We start from the raw sequence: 18,802 nt of genomic DNA, 5'->3' as shown, positions 1-18,802 counted from the left end.
ATCGACGGTGGAGGACGCACACGATGACGATGGATTTCAACAGTCCGGACTTCGGCACCCGGACGCCGGCACTGAAATCCGGTCCGCCCTCGGTGTGGAAGCAGTCGGCCGTGTTGGTGGGCGGCTTCGCGATCCTGCTCTACGTGATCGAGATCGTGGATGTCATCTCCGGTCAGAATGTCCAGAACGCCGGCGTCACCCCGCGCACGCTCGACGGCCTGTGGGGAATCCTGTTCGCCCCGGTGCTGCACGACGACTGGGGTCATCTGATCGCCAACACCATTCCGGTGCTGATCCTCGGATACCTCGTGCTGGTGTCGGGAATTGCGCGAGGACTCGCGGCGACCGGCATCATCTGGGTGATCGGCGGCGTCGGGACCTGGTTGTTCGCCGGCTCGAACTCGAATCACGTCGGTGCGTCCGTGCTGATCTTCGGCTGGGTCACCTACCTGTTGGTGCGCGGGTTCTTCACGCGGAGCTTCACACAGATCCTGATCGGCGTTGCCGTCTTCGTCGTGTACGGCGGAGTGCTGTGGGGCGTTCTGCCGAGCGATCCACGGGTTTCCTGGCAAGGACATCTGTTCGGAGCGATCGGCGGCGTGGTGGCCGCCTGGGCGCTCACGTCGGGGGAGAGGGCCAAGCGCGCCGGGTCGGCGCCGGCCGTTCGACCACCGAGTTTCTGAACGGACGTGGGTCACACCCTCACTGCGGTGTGACTTCGACGCGCCAAAACCACCAAGAGCTTTTTCCCAGACGGGTAGACGTGGCAGCATGACCGGTATGCGCATGACCGTCCTGGGGTGTTCCGGCAGCGTCACGGGTCCGGATTCACCGGCTTCGGGATACCTGCTCACGGCACCGGGAACTCCGCCGCTCGTGATCGACTTCGGCCCGGGAGTTCTTGGGGCGTTGCAGCGATACGCCGATCCGGGCGAGGTGACGATCCTGCTTTCGCACCTTCATGCGGACCACTGTCTCGACATGCCCGGCCTGCTCGTCTGGCGTCGCTATCACCCCAACCCGCCGGTCGGCCGTGCTCTGGTTTACGGCCCCACCGACACCGCGTGCCGCATCGGAGTGTCCTCCGCCGAGTGCGCCGGCGAGATGGACGACATCTCCGACACCATCGACGTCCGGCTCTGGGCCGAGAACGAGCCGGTGACGTTCGGTGAACTGAGCGTCGTCGCCCGCCGGATGAATCATCCACCCGAGGCTTACGGTTTCCGGATCACCGGCGCCGACGGCCGCGTCCTCGTCTATACAGGCGACACCGGTATGTGCGACAACGTCGTCGAACTCGCGCGTGGTGCAGACGTGTTGCTCTCCGAAGCGTCGTGGACCGACAGTCCGGATCGCCCCGAGGGAGTTCACCTCTCCGGTAAGGAAGCCGGCCGTGTGGCTGCGCTCGCCGGCGTCAAGGAACTTCTCCTCACGCACATCCCGCCGTGGACATCGCGTGAAGACGTGATCGCCGAAGCGAAATCCGAATTCTCCGGACCGGTCCATGCCGTCTCCGCCGGAAGTGTCTACGACATCTGATTCCCCTCACATTCGGTGCAGCGCTCACCGGGCGACCGCTAGGCTCACGAAGGTGACTACACGAGAAGACGGTAGGGCGGACGACGAGCTCCGCACGGTCAAGATCACCCGCGGGTTCACCAGTCACCCGGCCGGATCCGTTCTGGTCGAGTTCGGGAACACTCGCGTCATGTGCACGGCCAGCGTCGAAGAGGGTGTACCCCGCTGGCGCAAGGGCTCCGGCTTGGGTTGGCTGACAGCCGAATACGCGATGCTTCCCGCCGCCACGCACACACGCAGTGGCCGCGAATCGGTCAAGGGCAAGGTCGGCGGCCGCACGCAGGAGATCAGTCGACTCATCGGCCGATCACTTCGAGCGTGCATCGATCTCGCGGCAATCGGTGAGAACACCATCGCCCTCGACTGTGATGTCCTCCAAGCCGACGGTGGCACTCGCACCGCGGCAGTGACGGGGGCATACGTGGCCCTGGTCGACGCCGTGACGTACCTGCGCGCAGCCGACCTGCTATCCGACCCTCAGCCCATCTCGTGTGGCATAGCGGCCGTCAGCGTCGGCGTCGTGGACGGACGAGTGCGCCTCGATCTTCCGTACGAAGAGGATTCGCGTGCCGAGGTAGACATGAATGTCGTGGCCACCGATACCGGCACGCTGGTGGAAATTCAGGGAACCGGTGAGGGCGCCACCTTCCCACGCTCGACGCTGGACAAGCTGCTCGACTCCGCTCTGGCTGGTTGTGAGCAACTTTTCGAGATCCAGCGTCAAGCGTTGGCCGAGCCGTATCCCGGGGTGCTACCCGAACCGAAGAATCCGGAACCCAAGAAGAAGTTCGGTGCCTGAGCTGTGAGCGTACGAGTACTGGTTGCCAGCCGAAATGCCAAGAAACTGAAGGAACTTCACCGGGTGCTCGACGCCGCTGGAGTGAACGGAATCGAATTGGTCGGGCTCGACGAGGTCCCGCCGTTCGCCGAAGCCCCCGAGACCGGAGCGACGTTCGAGGAGAATGCGCTCGCCAAAGCGCGTGACGGAGCAGCTGCAACCGGAATGCCCTGCATCGCAGACGATTCCGGTGTCGAGATCGACGCACTCAACGGTATGCCGGGTGTGCTGTCCGCGCGGTGGTCGGGTACTCACGGAAACGACGGCGCCAACACGGCTCTGGTCCTGGCTCAGCTGGGAGACGTGCCGGACGAGCGTCGAGGCGCGGCATTCGTCTCCGCCTGTGCACTGGTGATCCCCGGCGGCGACGAGACCGTCGTGCGCGGCGAATGGCGCGGGGTGATCGGCCGAGAACCAGCCGGCGACGGGGGCTTCGGATACGACCCCATCTTCCGTCCGGACGGCGACACCCGCTCGGCCGCAGAACTCACCCCGGCCGAGAAGGATGCGGCGTCACATCGAGGGCGCGCGCTCGTGCAGCTCGTTCCGGCTCTGGCGGCGCTGGCCGGCTGAACCGAATCCGAAAAGTAGAGCCCTGAACGCGTCTGCGTTCAGGGCTCTACTTTTTGGAACTCTCAGAGCTGATAAGCCTGCTTCACCTGGGCAGTCCGCTTGTGCTCGAACACGAACGACAGGAACGGGATCGTGCCGGCGAGCGCGGTGGCAACCGTCGTACCGGGCTTCCACCGGGCCTTGATCGCCAAGTCGATCGTGAATACGAGATAGAGCATGTAGAACAGGCCGTGGATCTGGCCGATGTAGAACAACCACGACGGTGCGTCCGCCGAATTGTCGAGAATCAGGTACTTGTAGACCATCTCACCGGTCAGGAACAGCAGCCAGAGGCCGGTGATCCAGGCGAGAACGCGGTATCGGACCAGCGCCGACGCAACCTTCTTCTGCTTTTCTGCGTTGACTGCGGGGGTAGCGATGCTCGCTTCCGAACCGGTACTCACGTCGTGCTCCTATCGGACTCGCGAGCGGCGAGCTGCGCAAGGTAGTCGTTGTATTCCAGCATTTGGCGGGCTTCAGGGTCGTCGACGTCGAGGTTCACATCGTCGAACTCGGCCTGCGGGCGTTGCGGCAAGAGGTCGGCGGGAATCTCACGCGGCTCCGCGGCGGCTTCCTCGGCTTCGGCCTCTTCGGGGTCCACGTCTTCGAGCTGAACGAACTTGCGGTACGCGTACACGACAAACGCCGCGAACAGCGGCCACTGGAACGCGTACCCGAGATTCTGTCCCGAGCCTCCGACGGCTTCGAAGCGCTCCCACTGCCACCAGCCGAGCGCGAGGCAGCCGGCAGCTGACACGATGACCAGCAGAATCAGCGCAGGTCGGCGTTTAGTAGCGTTCTTGGACACACTAAGACGGTACCTGAGAGCTATAGTGCCTCGCCCTGCGATCTCCGACACGGTGTCGTAGAAGCCGTGCCACGGCGTGTCGTAGGAGCCGTGCCACGGCGTGTCGTAGGAGCCGTGCCACGGCGTGTCGTAGAGGCCGTCCCGCAGCACCTGTGCGCTATGCCCATCCTCACCCGCAACGCCAGGGCACTGAACACATTCTCCCGGCTGTGCTGCATCGATAACCTCGGCGCGTATCCGAAAGCAGGGGAGTGTTTCATGCACATCAGAGTGATTCGCCCGGTCATCGACACCACACTGACTCCGGCGGTGACAGCCGAGGTGGAGCACTGGGCGGCGCCCGGTACGACGGTCGACGTCGTGTCACTGCTCTCTGGCACGGCGAGCATCGAGTCCGAGTACGACGAGGCACTTGCCGGCCCCGGGATCGTGCAGCGGGTCGAGGAGGCGGCAGCCGACGGCGTCGACGGTGTGTTCATCACGTGTTTCGCCGATCCCGGAGTGCATGCCGCCCGAGAGGTCATCGACGCTCCGGTGGTCGGCGGCTTCGAGCCGTCATTTCTGACAGCGATGAGTCTGGGCGATCGCGTCGGTGTCGTGACCATCCTGCCGAATGTCGTGCCGATGCTCCGATCGCTCACTCGGCGGTATGGACTCGATAGTCGGCTGGGCAGTATTCGAGTCGTGGACATGCCGGTGCTGGGCCTCACCGATCGGGAGGAACTGATCGATCGACTGGCCGCACAGGCGTCTACGGCAGTGGAGAACGGTGACGCCGACTCCGTCGTTCTCGGTTGCACCGGCATGCTCGGTGTGACCGCCGCAGTCCGAGACAGGCTGCATGGCAAAGGGATTCATGTTCCGGTTGTGGACCCGACGGCAGCGGCGATCACATGGTTGGAGAGCTCGGTCCGTCTGGGGCTGACACCGAGTCGGACGACGTACATGACTCCACCGGTCAAGGATCGAAAGCGCTGACCTTGCTCACGAGAACCGAAAAAGCCCCGCCGGATCAGATCCGGCGGGGCTCTTCGTTGTGCGCGAGGGGGGACTTGAACCCCCACGTCCTGAGACACTGGAACCTAAATCCAGCGCGTCTGCCAATTCCGCCACTCGCGCGCGGAATTCAAAGGATACGCGAGTGGAATCGCTCGCGGGCACACCACCCTGGTCGGGATGCGCCCGCCCGCTCTCAGGCCGTTTCGGCGAGTGGATCCGCTGCGGGCGGCATGGTGGATTTCTTCGATCGGCGAGGTTGCTCGGCCGTGCGTTGATACCGCCACGCAGCGTGGGTGAGTGTCCGAACATCGACATCGAGATGTTCGGCAACCGCAACGAGCAACTCGGCTGCGTCGGTGCTGGACAACAATTTCTCGCTACTGCTTGCTTCGGTGGCGAACCGTGCAAGCAGGTCGATCGAAGTTACCGTCAACCTCCCGGACAGGAACATCAGTGTCTCGAAGGTCCTGGGGCCGAGGCCTGGAACGGAGACGACTGCCGAACGGAGGCCTTCGGTGTCCTCGACGTCGGCACCGCACCGGCAACCGGCGTCGGCGAGCGCCTTGGCCGCACGAGCCGCGCCTTCGGCTTTGGTGAAGTAGTTGCCCGGCACGCGCTGGCGATTGCCGAGAATCGTTGCGAGCTCGTCGCCACGGTCGGTGAAGGCGGCGAGAGCGGGCAAGCTGTCGAGGCGATCGTCGGCGGCTACCGAGCGGTGTGTGCGCCAACGGTCGACGACGGCGCGGACTCCGGTCTTCGGTGTTCCATAGGCGGCGCGCGACGAGAAGATCGCATCGAGAAGGGCGGCTTCGGACTCGCGCGGCCATCCCTGATTCCAATGCGGCCACGCCTCGCGCGGAAGCTCGGCGCCGATGAATTCGGCCGCTCTGACTACGTCTGTGTCTTTCATGATTTCTCCCCCCGAGAAGTTGTCCGGTGTGGACGCGCTGAACGTAGCGAGGGGGTCCGACAGATTGTGGCCCGGAACGCACGGGATCGACCGTCCGTCAAGGAGGTCACGAATTGGTAACAATAAATATGAGGGGTTCCTCAGGTTTCTGAAAATCCCGGTAACAGTCCCAGGCAGGGCGTTCGCGACCTACTCGCGAGTCACTTTCTCGAAGTCTCGTGAGGAAGATCACGGCCCCGAAAGTCCAGATTTCCAGGGTGCCGACAAACGTGAGGAAATCCTCATGATTCTGTGTAAACCTTGTCTTGCACGAACGCCCTGACTCCGTCGATTCTCTCGACGAATTCGCGAGCACTTCAGCCGGGCAGCACACCGCAAATCCCACCTCGCCGCAGAGGTGACCAGGAGAGGACGTACGCGTGACGATCGATGACACGACACCTACAGGAAACGGACGCGACTCGAAGGGTGGACGCCGTTTCGGCGTCGATGGGGGACAGTCCCGCACGACCAGCAAAGGTGCCCTCGTCGATTCGCTGAACAACGGCGTTTCCTACGCAATCGCTTTCGGTGGACAGGGCGCTCCCTGGCTCACCTCGCTCGAGGAGCTCAGCCGTGACAACGGCCTGGAGCCCGTTCTGACCGATCTGGTCAACGACGCAGCAGCACGCCTCGCGCCCGTCGCGCAGGATCTCCTCGTGGTTCGCCCGGTCGGATTCGATCCGATCGCGTGGATGCTCGAAGCCGAGATCGTCGACGAAGAAGAAGGTGAGAAGTCGGCCGGGCCTTCCGCTGCCGCGCTCACCGCAGCTCCGGTGTCACTCCCCGGCGTCTTCCTCACGCAGCTTGCGGCGTTGCGTGCACTCTCCGCTCAGGGTCTGGATGTAGCCGGTAACCCGCCGGCTGCCGTCATCGGCCACTCGCAGGGCCTTCTGGCCACGGCTGCCGTAGCCGCGCAGGGCAACGACGACGGTGAACTCCTCGCCGTCGCACAGCTCGTCGGTGCTGCTGCCAGCTTGGTCGGCCGTCGCCGCGGCGTCATCGCCGGCGCCTCCGCGAAGCCGATGGTTGCGGTCTCGGGCGTCGATCCCGAGCGTCTCGCGGCCATCGTCGCCGAGCTTGCCGAGGGTGTGGCGCCTGAGCGCGCGGCTGTCCTCGCCATCCGCAACGGCCGTCGCCGCGTCGTTCTCGCCGGGCCGCCCGCTCAGCTGGCACGCGTGCAAGAGCGTTGCGAGCAGATCGAAGCCGAGGAAGCCCGCGAGCGCGAGGGTAAGAAGCGTGGCGGTTCCGTCTTCGCGCCGTCCTTCGATCCGCTCGACACCGAAATCGGCTTCCATCACCCCGCATTGACCGAGGCCGTCGAACTCGTCGGCAGCTGGGCGACCCGTTGCGGTCTCGACGCGGACCGTGCGCGCGAACTTGCGCAGGGTGTCCTCGTCGATCCGGTCGACTGGGTCGAGGCTGTCGACGGCGCAATCTCCGCCGGCGCCAAGTGGATTCTCGATCTCGGACCCAGCGATCAGCTGACCCGTATGACGTCCTCTTCGCTGCGTGGACAGGGCATCGGCATCATTGCCGCAGCCACCCGCGGCGGACACCGCAATCTGCTCACACCCGGTGCAGCACCTGAGGTCTCACGTTCGTGGTCCGAGTTCGCGCCGAAGCCCGTTGCGCTTCCCGGCGGCCGTATCGGCGTCGAGACCGCGTTCACGAAGCTGACCGGTCGTTCACCCATCCTGCTCGCAGGTATGACGCCGACGACGGTCGACGCCAAGATCGTTGCCGCGGCAGCCAATGCCGGTCACTGGGCCGAGCTTGCCGGTGGCGGGCAGGTCACCGAAGAAATCTTCGAAGACCGTGTCGCAGAGCTGAAGATGCTGCTCGAGCCGGGCCGCGCGGTCCAGTTCAACTCCCTGTTCCTCGACCCGTACCTGTGGAAGCTGCAACTCGGTGGCAAGCGCCTCGTGCAGCGTGCCCGTACCGCCGGTGCTCCCATCGACGGCGTCATCGTCACCGCCGGTATCCCGGAACTCGAAGAGGCTGTTGCTCTCATCGACGAGTTGTCCGAGATCGGCATCACCAACATTGCATTCAAGCCCGGCACCGTGGCGCAGATCCGCTCCGTGATCCGCATCGCCAACGAGGTTCCGAACTTCCCGGTCATCGTCCACATCGAAGGCGGCCGCGCCGGCGGACACCACTCGTGGGAAGACCTCGACGACCTGCTCCTCGACACGTACGCCGAGCTGCGTACACGCCCGAACCTGGTCATCTGCGTCGGTGGCGGCATCGGAACACCTGAGCGCGCAGCCGATTACCTGACCGGTCGCTGGTCCGCCGCAGCCGGTTTCCCGGCCATGCCCGTCGACGGCATCCTTGTCGGCACCGCAGCCATGGCGACTCTCGAGGCCACCACCTCTCCCGAGGTCAAGCAGCTCCTCGTCGACACACCCGGTACGCCGGACTGGGTCGGTGCAGGTACCGCTGAAGGCGGAATGGCCTCCGGCCGTAGCCAGCTCGGTGCCGACATCCACGAGATCGACAACGCGGCTTCGCGTACCGGGCGCCTCCTCGACGAGGTTGCCGGCGATTCCGAGGCAGTGGCCGAGCGCCGCGACGAGATCATCGCCGCCCTCGACGTCACCGCCAAGCCGTACTTCGGCGACGTCGAGACCATGACGTACGCACAGTGGCTGCGCCGCTACCTCGAGCTGACCGTCGGCATCGACGCGGCGAAGGAATTCGACTGCGGCGCCGATCTTCAGGACGCCATCGTCGAGGCGACGTCGAGCCCGTGGCTCGACATCACCTGGCGTGCTCGCTTCGGCGAGATGCTCCAGCGCACCGAGGCGCGTCTGCACCCGGTCGACCGCGGCCCGATCCCCACGCTGTTCGCTGACGCCGAGACCCTCGAGCGCCCCGAGGCTGCAATCTGCGCACTGCAGGCGTCGTACCCGGACTACTCGACCACCGTTCTGCATCCCGCAGACGTCTCGTTCTTCATCTCGTTGTGCAAGACGCCGGGCAAGCCGGTCAACTTCGTTCCCGTCGTCGACGGTGACGTGCGTCGTTGGTGGCGCAGCGACTCCCTGTGGCAGGCACACGACCCCCGCTACACCGCCGATCAGGTTTGCGTCATCCCCGGCACCGTTGCCGTCGCCGGCATCACCCGTGTCGACGAGCCGGTCGGTGACCTGCTCGATCGCTTCGAGAAGGCGACCTACGACGAATTGGTTGCTGCCGGAACCACTCCGGTTGCACTCGCGAGCCGTCGCCACCAGGATTCCGCACCCGGACTTCTCGACGCCGTTCTCTCGGCTCCTGACCTCCAGTGGGCCGGCCGCCTGACCCAGAACCCCGTCCGTCGTCTCGGCGACCTCGACGAGTGGAGTGCAGAGTCTGCCGACAAGGCAGTTCACGGCACCACCGGTTCCAGTCTGACCGTCGTCGATTCCTCGCACGTGCTGCTTTCGGTTCCGTTGGTGGCAGGCAAGTCCGTCGACATCACGATCACGATCCCCGAGTCCGTCGTCGACGGCGGCGCTCCGGTTGTCACCGAAGCCGATGCCGAAGGTGCGATGTCCGCGCTCCTGGCAGTTGCTGCCGGACAGGAACTTCCGACAGTCAAGAACGGCAAGGCTCGCCTCAACGTCGCGTGGGTTCCCGATCGCATCGCCGATCACGCCGGTGTCACCGGTTCGGGTCTGCCCGCCACGCTCAGTGTCAGCGGCAAGGCTGTTCCGGACGTCGTCGTCGGAGCATGCTGGCCTGCAGTGTTCGCAGTCCTCGGCGCAGCCAAGCTCGACAGTCTTTCCGTTATCGAAGGCATGCTCGACCTGGTCCACCTCGACCACACCGTCGACTTCGTCGGTGAACTTCCCTCCGAGACAAGCATTCTCGTGGTCAATGCCGAGGTCGCCTCGGTTCTCGACACCGACCTCGGTCGTGTCGTCGAGGTCAAGGTCGAGGTCGGTGCCATGCTCGGCGAGGGCCTCGACGCCCCCGCAGTCGTCACCATGACCGAGCGTTTCGCGATCCGCGGACGCACCGGTGCAGGCGAACTCGCCGACCCGGCTCGCGCCGGTGGATCGATCAGCGATGCGGCTGTCGACACCTCGCGGCGTCGTCGCCGTGACGCGAAGATCCTCGCTCCGGTCAGCATGGGCGCGTTCGCTCAGGTTTCCGGTGACCACAACCCGATTCACACCTCCGACAACGCCGCTCTGCTGGCCGGCCTCGGAACCCCGATCGTGCACGGCATGTGGCTCTCCGCCGCAGCGCAGCAGGTAGTCACCGCAGTCGACCCGGGCGAGACCCGCGTCCCGCCGCGCCGCCTGACCGCCTGGACAGCTCGCTTCCTCGGGATGGTTCGACCCGGCGCCGAGATCGACGTCCGTGTCGATCGTGTCGGTATCGACCAGGGCGCGGAAATCGTCGAGGTCGGCTGCCGCATCGACGGTGAACTGGTCATGGTCGCCACCGGCCGCACCGCCGCGCCGAAGACCGTCTACGCCTTCCCCGGCCAGGGCATTCAGCGCCCGGGCATGGGCCTCGACGCTCGCGCACGCTCCAAGGCCGCCCGCGACGTCTGGGAGCGCGCGGACAAGCACACTCGTAAGGCACTCGGATTCTCGATTCTCGCTGTCGTGCGCGACAACCCGGTGACCGTCAAGGCCCGTGGTGTCGAGCACAGGCATCCCGACGGTGTCTTGCACCTGACTCAGTTCACCCAGGTGGCCATGGCCGTTCTCGGTGTTGCCCAGGTTGCCGAGCTGCGCGAATCCGGAACCTTCATCGAGGATTCCCTTCTGGCCGGTCACTCGGTCGGTGAGTACAACGCACTCGCCGCTGTCGCCGAGGTTTTCCCGCTCGAAGCACTTCTCGAGGTCGTCTTCCAGCGTGGCTCCGCCATGCACCAGCTCGTTCCCCGTGACGAAGCCGGACGCTCCGACTACCGCATGGCCGCTATTCGCCCGTCGCAGATCGGTGTTTCCGACGACGACGTGCAGGGCTTCGTCGCCGGTGTCGCCGAGACCTCCGGTGAGTTCCTCGAAATCGTCAACCTGAACCTGCGCGGCAGCCAGTACGCCATCGCCGGTTCGGTAGCCGGTCTCGACGCACTCGAGGTCGAAATCGACCGTCGCCGAGCAGAATTCGGTGGCAAGCGGGCATACATCCAGGTTCCCGGCATCGACGTGCCGTTCCACTCCACCGTCCTTCGCGGTGGCGTGGCGGACTTCCGCGTGTGCCTGCAGGACTTGCTCCCGCACGACATCGACCCGGACATCCTGATCGGCCGCTACATCCCGAACCTGGTTCCGAAGCCGTTCTCGCTGCGTCGTGACTTCGTTCAGGAAATCGCCGACTTGGTGCCGTCCGAGCCGCTGCAGGAAGTCCTCGCAGACTTCGACAGCTACGCAACGCGCACTCACGAGTTGTCCCGCATCATCCTGATCGAGCTGCTGGCTTGGCAGTTCGCCAGCCCGGTCCGTTGGATCGAGACGCAGGACCTGCTCTTCGGTGACGAGTCCGAAGGAGGGCTCGGGGTCGAACGCTTCGTCGAGATCGGTCTCGGCGCTGCCCCGACCGTCGCGAACCTCGCGTCGCAGACCCTCAAGCTGCCGGGCCGCTTCGGCTACCCGGTCGAGGTTCTCAACGTCGAGCGCGAAGCTGCGATCGTCTACGGCACCGACGTCGACCCCGCTGTCGATGACGACGACGAGATCGAAGCGCCTGCCGCGCAGGCTGCTCCGGTCGCCGCGGCCGCTGCTCCGGTTGCCGCTGCCGCGCCGGCTGCACCTTCGGGTGGACCGCGTCCGGACGACCTCACCTTCAAGGCGCCCGACGCCACGAAGGTCCTGATCAGCCTGTGGACCAAGCTCCGTCCCGATCAGGTGGGCCCCGCGGACACGATCGAGGCACTGTGCGACGGCGTTTCCTCGCGTCGCAACCAGCTTCTGGTCGACCTCGGCTCCGAGCTCTCCCTCGGTGCCATCGACGGGGCCGCAGACGCCGACATGGGCTCCCTGGGGGCAACCGTCGACAAGCTCGCCCGTACGTACAAGCCGTTCGGACCGGTGCTCTCCGATTCGATCAACGATCACCTACGCAAGGTCTTCGGCCCCTCGGGCAAGCGTCCCGGCTACATCGCCGACCGCGTCAAGAAGGTCTGGGAGCTGGGCGACGGCTGGGCACATCACGTCACCGCAGCAGTGGCTCTCGGTACCCGTGACGGCGCCAGCATCCGCGGCGGCGACCTCGGTGGCCTGAGCTCCGGCGCACTGGCCGACGCTGCAGCAGTGGACGCAGTCATCGACAGCGCAGTTGCCTCGGTCGGGTCTGCTCGTGGAGTCAGCGTCTCGTTGCCGGCTACCGGCGGCGGAAGCGGCGGAACCGTCGACGCAGCCGCTCTGGGTGAGTTCACCGAGAACATCACCGGTCGCAACGGCGTTCTGGCCTCGGCCGCACGCCTGGTACTCGAGCAGCTCGGACTGAACGAAGAAACGGCAGTCGCGACGGTCGAGGACACCGAACTGGTCGACCTGGTCTCGGCTGAACTCGGCTCCGACTGGCCGCGTCTGGTTGCTCCGGCATTCGACGCGCAGAAGGCCGTGCTGCTCGACGACCGCTGGGCAAGTGCGCGTGAGGATCTCGCTCGCATTTGGCTCGGTGACACCGCGTTGTCGGTCGAGAACTTCATCGGTGCCGGCTCCACCGTCGCCGCACAGGCGAAGTGGTGGGCCACCCGTGCAACCGACGAAGGCCGCACCCCACTCGCCGAGGTCTACACCCGCATCGCTGATGCGGCTGCTGCGGCAGAATCCGACGCACCCGAGTGGGCAGGCGAGGTCGCAGTAGTGACGGGCGCCAGCAAGGGTTCCATCGCGGCAGCGGTCACGGGCAAGCTCCTTGCCGGTGGCGCAACGGTATTCGTGACCACCTCGCGACTCGACGGTCAGCGTCTGGGCTTCTACCGCGACCTGTACCGCGAGAATGCTCGCGCCGGTGCCGCCCTCTGGGTGGTTCCCGCGAACATGGCGTCGTACACCGACGTCGACGCACTGATCGACTGGATCGGCAACGAGGCCACCGAGAACGCAGGCGGCGCAAAGAAGCTCATCAAGCCGGCCATGACGCCGACGATGCTCTTCCCCTTCGCAGCTCCCCGTGTCGGCGGCGAACTCTCCGACGCCGGCGCTCGCGCCGAAATGGAAATGCGCGTGCTGCTCTGGTCGGTGGAGCGCCTCATCGGCGGTCTGTCGAAGATCGGTTACGACAGCGATGTCGACACGCACCTGCACGTGGTGCTGCCCGGTTCGCCGAACCGCGGAACGTTCGGCGGCGACGGTGCATACGGTGAGGCCAAGGCTTCGCTGATCGCCGTGGTCAATCGCTGGAAGGCCGAGCGCAACTGGGCCGAGCGGGTCACGTTGGCACATGCGGTCATCGGTTGGGTTCGCGGAACCGGACTCATGGGTCACAACGATCCCATCGTCGACGCAGTCGAAGCTGCGGGCGTCCGCACCTGGTCCACCCAGGAGATGGCGACCGAACTGCTGAAGACGGCAACCCGCGAGTCGCGGCGCGCTGCTGCCGAGGCTCCGCTCGAGGTCGACCTGACCGGCGGACTGTCCGAGGCCAACCTGGATCTGGGTGCTTTGGCCAAGGAAGCTGCCGAGGTTGCCGAGATCGCCGAAGCTGTCGACGAAGCAGTGGACGAGTCCAGCATCCTGGCGCTGCCCGCTCCGGCTCGCATCGACGACTCGGTCAAGGCTCCGAGCTGGCCCGAACTGGACGTCACCCCCGCGGACCTCGTGGTCATCGTGGGTGCCGGAGAGCTCGGACCCTACGGTTCCTCGCGTACCCGCTTCGAGATGGAGGTCGACGAGCAGCTCTCTGCCGCAGGCGTTCTCGAATTGGCTTGGAACACCGGACTCATCGTCTGGGAGAACGACCCCAAGCCGGGCTGGTACGACGTCGAATCCGGTGACCTGGTACCCGAGGCGGAAATCGCCGACAAGTACCACGACGCAGTCGTCGAGCGTTGCGGCATCCGTCGCTACGTCGACGAGGGCGCGATGATCGACAACACCGCTCCGCTGCTCACCTCCGTGTTCCTGGACAAGGATCTGAGCTTCGTGGTCGGCAGTGAGGCAGAGGCTCAGGCCTTCGTCGAATCCGATCCGGAGAACACGACGGCGACGGTTTCCGCCGAGTCCGGAGACTGGACGGTCACCCGCCGCGCAGGCACCGAGATCCGCGTCCCGCGCAAGATGAAGCTGACTCGTAGTGTGGGCGGTCAGATTCCGACCAACTTCGACGTCACCAAGTGGGGCATCCCCGCCGACATGGCAGATTCGGTCGACCGCGTCGGCCTCTGGAACATCGTCGCAACGGTGGACGCCTTCCTGACGGGCGGCTTCACTCCGAGCGAACTGCTCCGCTGGGTACACCCGAGCCTGGTCGCCAACACGCAGGGCACCGGCATGGGCGGCATGACCTCCATGAGGAGCCTGTACATCGACACGCTGCTCGGCGAGAACCGTCCGAACGACATCCTGCAGGAAGCGCTGCCGAACGTCATTGCAGCGCACGTCGTTCAGTCGTACGTCGGCGGTTACGGCGCGATGGTTCACCCCGTCGCCGCCTGCGCCACGGCAGCGGTATCCGTCGAAGAAGGCGTCGACAAGATCCGACTCGGCAAGGCGCAGTTGGTTGTTGCCGGCGGGTTCGACGATCTGAGCACGGAAGGCATCATCGGCTTCGGCGACATGTCGGCCACTGCCAAGACCGAGGACATGCATGCCAAGGGCATCGAGGATCGCCGCTTCTCGCGGGCCAACGATCGTCGCCGCGGCGGATTCGTCGAGTCGGCCGGTGGCGGAACGATTCTCCTCGCTCGCGGTGATCTGGCACTCGAGATGGGTCTTCCCGTCCTCGGTGTGGTCGCCTGGGCCGGATCGTTCGCCGACGGTGTCCACACCTCGATCCCGGCACCGGGACTCGGAGCACTGGGCGCCGGACGTGGGGGAGCGGATTCGCAGCTCGCACTCTCGCTCAACGCTCTCGGCGTGAGCGCCGACGACATCGCCGTGATCTCCAAGCACGACACCTCCACTGCCGCCAATGATCCCAACGAGGCAGAGCTGCACGAGCGGCTCGCCGGGGCATTGGGACGCAGTGAAGGCGCGCCGATGTTCGTGGTCTCGCAGAAGAGCCTGACCGGTCACGCCAAGGGTGGTGCCGCAGCCTTCCAGCTGATCGGGCTCTGCCAGGTACTGAGCCAGGGCATCGTCCCGCCGAACCGCAGCCTCGACTGCGTCGACGACAAGATGGCCGAATTCGAGCACCTCGTGTGGGCACGTCAGCCGCTCAAGTTCGGTGAGCATCTTCCGCTGCGCGCGGGCCTGCTGACCAGCCTCGGCTTCGGTCACGTCTCCGGACTGATCGCAGTCGTGCACCCGCAGGCATTCGTCGAGTCGGTTCCGGCCGACAAGCGTGACGCCTATGTTGCTGCGGCCCAGCAGCGGACGATCGACGGTCAGCGTCGCCTCGCGAAGGCGATGTGCGGTGGCGACAGCCTCTACGAGCGCCCGGCGGATCGTCGCCTCGGTGCCGACGGAACGCCGGCCAAGGCGTCGCGTCAGCTCGAAGCGGACATGCTGCTGAGCGAGGACGCACGACTCGGCGCAGACCAGGTGTACCGCTCGAATCTGCCCGGCTGCAAGTAGTAGTCACGGTATGGGAGTTCTGGGTATCGGTTTCGACCTCGTGACGGTGTCGGAGTTCGCCGAGCAATTGAACAGGCCGGGAACGGCAATGCTCGACAACTTCACACCGGGCGAGCGTCGAGACGCCGCTACCCGGAGCTCCGAACCGGCACGACATTTCGCCGCCCGGTGGGCTGCGAAGGAAGCAGTGATCAAGGCATGGTCAACTGCTCTCTTCGCCGGCCCACCGGTGCTGGGGGAAATGATCCACAATCAGATCGAGGTCGTCTCGGACGCCTGGGGGCGCCCCGGCATCCGGCTTCGCGGTGACGTGGCCAAACACCTGACCGGAGTGAAGATTCATATTTCGCTCACGCACGACGGGGACATGGCGGGCGCTTTCGCGGTCATCGAATCCGACCCGGAGTAGCACTGCCGGACACGAAAGAGCCGGTCTCCCAAGGGGAGACCGGCTCTTTGTCGTTCGACTAGTCCTTCGTGCGGGATTCCTTCTCGGCGACGAGGAGATACGCGATCATCAACCTTTTCAGTTCGGCGACGGCGTCGGCATGCGACTGACCGTCCTGAACCGAGAAATTGAGCATCGAATACACCACGTGGACAAGAACTTCCGCCATCATCAGGCGACGATCTCGCCGCGTACGAGGCGTCAACGGGCCGAGCATTTTCGCTACGGTCTCGGCGAACTGCTTTTCGTGAATGACTCCGGTTGCCCGCGTGGACGGCGTCGACTGCATCGCCAGCCAGACCTCGCGGCGCGACGGATCAGACGTCCACAGCCCGGCCATGTGATCGACGAAACTGTTCAGGAACCGCAACCAGTCGAGCGAGGGTACTTCGCCGCCGAACTGAGCAAGCTCGTGCTGGACCCCGACGAGGTCCTGGCGGTTCAATTCGCACACGATGACGTACTTGTTCGCGAAGAACTGGTAAAGCGTCCCAATCGGGACGTCAGCACGTGCCGCGACTTCTTCACAGGTGAACGATTCGAAACCGACATCGGTGAGGAGTTCCCGTGACGCAGCCAGGAGTGCGTCGAATTTACGCTGGCTGCGCTCTTGCGTCGGACGCTTGCGCGGCAGCAGTTCCTGCGGTTCTTCGAGGCTCTGGGGATTCTCCAGTGCTGGGTCGACTCGTCGCCGCGCGCGGTGACGAGTCGTGGGCTGCACGTCTTCCAGGCTATCGGTGTTTTCTGTCGAATTTGGGACTTGTGCATTATCCGGTGTCATCGGCCACCTACTTCGGCGGTCGTGATCGGTCGAAACGCACCGCGCAGGTGCGCGCACACGAGTCCCGATGCTGTTGCCACACCTCGATACTAGGTGACCAACTGTCCAGTAGCCGAAGAGGTTGCTGCGCGGTGTGGCGCAACGGCGATCCTGGCGCCTGCCTACGTCCGATTCGGGCAGACTGAGATTCTTCGGGCACACCGAGATTCGATGCCGAGGAGAGGGAGACGATGACGGAAGAACTGCGAACCGCGGTAGGTGAACTCATGCCGCGTGCCCGTGAGGATCTGAGTGCACTTGTGGCGATGAAGTCCGTCGCCGATGCGCGGCAGTACCCGCCGGAAGAATGCGCGGCCGCTGCGCATTGGGTCCTGGAGGCATTCCGGGCTCAGGGTTTCGCCGATATCGAGGCGATCGAGACCTCCGACGGTTCGGCCGCGGTTGTCGGGCGTCGACCAGGCCCGGGCGGTGCTCCGACCGTTCTGCTGTACTGCCACTACGACGTTCAGCCGCCCGGAAACGAAGAGCTCTGGGGCTCCCCGCCTTTCACGCTCACCGAGCGCGACGGACGGTGGTACGGACGGGGCGCTTCCGACTGCAAGGGCAACGTCGTCATGCATCTGACAGCTCTGCGAGCGCTCGCCGCAGCCGGTGTGGATCCGAGCGTCCACCTGACGCTCGTCGCCGAAGGATCCGAGGAGATGGGCACTGGCGGTCTCGAGGATCTGGTGCGAGAGCGGCCCGAACTTTTTGCAGCCGACATGATCCTGATCGCCGATACCGGCAACACCGAAGTCGGGGAGCCGACGATCACGACGTCATTGCGCGGGATCGCGAACGTTGTGGTCCACGTGTCGACGCTCGAGGGTGAGATTCACTCCGGTGTCTTCGGTGGACCGGCGCCCGATGCGATCACCGCGCTGGTGCACATACTCTCGACGCTGCACGACAGCGCCGGAAACACCACTGTCGAAGGCTTGACCAACGACCAGGAATGGGCGGGTGTCAGTTATGACGGCGATCAGTTCCGCTCCGACGCCGGGGTGCTCGAAGGGGTGCAGCTGACTGGTTCCGGTTCGGTCGCCGAGCAGGTGTGGGCTCGTCCGGCGCTGACCATCCTGGGTATCGACTGCCCGCCGGTCGTGGGTTCGGCGGCGGCGATCACGCCCCGCGCGTCGGCGCGCCTGAATCTTCGTGTCCCGCCTGGCACGGATCCGGCGCAGGCACAGAAGTTGTTGACGGACCACCTCCGCGCGGCGGCGCCGTGGGGCGTCCACATCGAGGTCGTTCCGGAATCGACGGGATCGCCGTTCTCGTCCTCGACGGAGGGTGCAGGTTTCGCGCAGCTGAAGTCCGCGCTCACCGATGCCTACGGCCGCGAAGTCGGATTTGCCGGCCAAGGGGGATCGATACCGCTGTGCAGTGCACTGGCCGAGCAGTTCCCCGACGCGGAGATCGCGTTGATCGGCGTCGAGGAACCGCAATGCCGCATTCATGCGCCCGACGAAAGCGTCGACCCGTCGGAGATCGAGAATCTCGCTTTCGCGGAGGCTCTGTTCTTGAGCCGGTACGGGCGTTAGACCGACAGATCGCGTCGTAGCTTGGCGACGTGGCCGGTGGCCCGGACGTTGTACTGGGCCACCTCGATCTTGCCTTCCTCGTCGACGAGGAACGTCGAGCGGATGACGCCCTGGACGGTCTTGCCGTACATCTTCTTCTCACCGAACGCGCCCCAGGCTTCGAGCGTCGCCTTCTCGGGATCGGAGAGCAGCGGGAAGGTCAACTCTTCGGTATCGCGGAACTTCGCGAGTTTTGCGGGCTTGTCCGGCGAGATTCCGATGACTTCGAGGCCGGCGCCGTTCAGCTCGGCGAGGCTGTCACGGAAGTCGCAGGCCTGCTTGGTGCACCCCGGGGTGCTGGCCGCCGGGTAGAAGTACACGATGACCTTGCGGCCGCGGTAATCGTGAAGGGAAACCTCGTTGCCATCGGCGTCTGGGAGCGTGAAATCCGGCGCGACGTCGCCGGCGGACAATCTACTGTTCTCGGTCACGGGAATCGAGGTTAGTCGAGAAATTGCGCGGCAGGTGGGCGCGAGGG

Annotated in this window: 13 protein-coding genes and 1 tRNA gene; 8 read left to right on the top strand and 6 right to left on the bottom strand. The window is 65.2% G+C overall.

Going from position 1 to position 18,802, the window contains the following annotated elements; translation table 11 throughout:
- Positions 1–23 precede the first annotated feature (23 nt).
- The 4 genes from ABH939_RS25110 to rdgB all read left to right on the top strand — a co-directional run bounded on the left by ABH939_RS25110 (position 24) and on the right by rdgB (position 2,989).
- On the top strand, positions 24–683 hold the full coding sequence (locus ABH939_RS25110) for a rhomboid family intramembrane serine protease (RefSeq protein WP_064689271.1): 660 nt from the start codon (positions 24–26) through the stop codon (positions 681–683).
- Positions 684–780: 97 nt separating this feature from the next.
- Positions 781–1,539, top strand: a complete 759-nt coding sequence (locus ABH939_RS25105) for a cyclic nucleotide-degrading phosphodiesterase (RefSeq protein ID WP_007733274.1) — start codon at positions 781–783, stop codon at positions 1,537–1,539.
- 52 nt (positions 1,540–1,591) lie between these two features.
- Positions 1,592–2,377, top strand: a complete 786-nt coding sequence (gene rph, locus ABH939_RS25100; protein ID WP_003945332.1) for a ribonuclease PH — start codon at positions 1,592–1,594, stop codon at positions 2,375–2,377.
- A gap of 3 nt (positions 2,378–2,380) precedes the next feature.
- The gene (gene rdgB / locus ABH939_RS25095) at positions 2,381–2,989 is read left to right on the top strand and encodes an RdgB/HAM1 family non-canonical purine NTP pyrophosphatase (RefSeq protein WP_064689269.1); all 609 of its coding nucleotides are present in this window, start codon (positions 2,381–2,383) and stop codon (positions 2,987–2,989) included.
- Positions 2,990–3,051: 62 nt separating this feature from the next.
- Here rdgB and ABH939_RS25090 read toward each other — a convergent pair whose 3' ends face one another.
- Positions 3,052–3,432 carry a DUF3817 domain-containing protein gene (locus ABH939_RS25090; protein WP_003945334.1) on the bottom strand — a complete coding sequence of 127 codons (381 nt, stop codon included), beginning with the start codon at positions 3,430–3,432 and terminating at the stop codon, positions 3,052–3,054.
- Positions 3,429–3,836, bottom strand: coding sequence for a hypothetical protein (locus ABH939_RS25085; RefSeq protein ID WP_021333455.1), 408 nt, complete (start codon positions 3,834–3,836; stop codon positions 3,429–3,431). Before ABH939_RS25085 ends, ABH939_RS25090 begins: the two co-directional genes overlap by 4 nt.
- 258 nt (positions 3,837–4,094) lie before the next feature.
- On the opposite strand from ABH939_RS25085, the gene ABH939_RS25080 reads away from it, so the two are divergent.
- Positions 4,095–4,814, top strand: a complete 720-nt coding sequence (locus tag ABH939_RS25080; protein WP_064689268.1) for an aspartate/glutamate racemase family protein — start codon at positions 4,095–4,097, stop codon at positions 4,812–4,814.
- A 59-nt stretch (positions 4,815–4,873) separates the two neighbouring features.
- Here the strand turns inward: ABH939_RS25080 and ABH939_RS25075 are convergent.
- Positions 4,874–4,955, bottom strand: a tRNA-Leu gene (locus tag ABH939_RS25075).
- Between the two features lie 73 nt (positions 4,956–5,028).
- On the bottom strand, positions 5,029–5,745 hold the full coding sequence (locus tag ABH939_RS25070; RefSeq protein ID WP_064689267.1) for a hypothetical protein: 717 nt from the start codon (positions 5,743–5,745) through the stop codon (positions 5,029–5,031).
- A 419-nt stretch (positions 5,746–6,164) separates the two neighbouring features.
- Between ABH939_RS25070 and ABH939_RS25065 the strand changes: the two genes are divergently transcribed.
- Positions 6,165–15,476 carry a fatty acid synthase subunit beta domain-containing protein gene (locus ABH939_RS25065; RefSeq protein ID WP_404650310.1) on the top strand — a complete coding sequence of 3,104 codons (9,312 nt, stop codon included), beginning with the start codon at positions 6,165–6,167 and terminating at the stop codon, positions 15,474–15,476.
- 10 nt (positions 15,477–15,486) lie between these two features.
- Entirely contained in the window at positions 15,487–15,885 is a 399-nt protein-coding gene (locus ABH939_RS25060; protein WP_003945362.1) for a holo-ACP synthase, read from the top strand.
- A gap of 58 nt (positions 15,886–15,943) precedes the next feature.
- Here the strand turns inward: ABH939_RS25060 and ABH939_RS25055 are convergent, their stop codons facing one another.
- A complete protein-coding gene (locus tag ABH939_RS25055) occupies positions 15,944–16,645 on the bottom strand; it encodes a TetR family transcriptional regulator (RefSeq protein ID WP_003945379.1) in 702 nt (233 codons plus the stop codon).
- Positions 16,646–16,935: 290 nt separating this feature from the next.
- Between ABH939_RS25055 and ABH939_RS25050 the strand changes: the two genes are divergently transcribed.
- Positions 16,936–18,285, top strand: a complete 1,350-nt coding sequence (locus tag ABH939_RS25050; RefSeq protein ID WP_404650309.1) for a dipeptidase — start codon at positions 16,936–16,938, stop codon at positions 18,283–18,285.
- Here ABH939_RS25050 and bcp read toward each other — a convergent pair.
- Positions 18,282–18,755, bottom strand: coding sequence for a thioredoxin-dependent thiol peroxidase (gene bcp / locus ABH939_RS25045; RefSeq protein WP_007733290.1), 474 nt, complete (start codon positions 18,753–18,755; stop codon positions 18,282–18,284). The genes ABH939_RS25050 and bcp overlap by 4 nt on opposite strands.
- Positions 18,756–18,802: the final 47 nt, after the last annotated feature.

It is taken from the genome of Rhodococcus sp. 27YEA6 (genome assembly GCF_044908235.1).
Taxonomy (GTDB): Bacteria; Actinomycetota; Actinomycetes; order Mycobacteriales; family Mycobacteriaceae; genus Rhodococcus_F; species Rhodococcus_F qingshengii.
Note: the sequence above shows the minus strand (reverse complement) of the source record. Positions and strands in the feature narration are given on the sequence as shown.

Coding starts and splice junctions, on each gene's coding strand:
- ABH939_RS25110 (WP_064689271.1), top strand. CDS start 24: ATGACGATGGATTTCAACAGTCCGGACTTCGGCACCCGGACGCCGGCA.
- ABH939_RS25105 (WP_007733274.1), top strand. CDS start 781: ATGCGCATGACCGTCCTGGGGTGTTCCGGCAGCGTCACGGGTCCGGAT.
- ABH939_RS25080 (WP_064689268.1), top strand. CDS start 4,095: ATGCACATCAGAGTGATTCGCCCGGTCATCGACACCACACTGACTCCG.
- ABH939_RS25070 (WP_064689267.1), bottom strand. CDS start 5,745: ATGAAAGACACAGACGTAGTCAGAGCGGCCGAATTCATCGGCGCCGAG.
- ABH939_RS25060 (WP_003945362.1), top strand. CDS start 15,487: ATGGGAGTTCTGGGTATCGGTTTCGACCTCGTGACGGTGTCGGAGTTC.
- ABH939_RS25050 (WP_404650309.1), top strand. CDS start 16,936: ATGACGGAAGAACTGCGAACCGCGGTAGGTGAACTCATGCCGCGTGCC.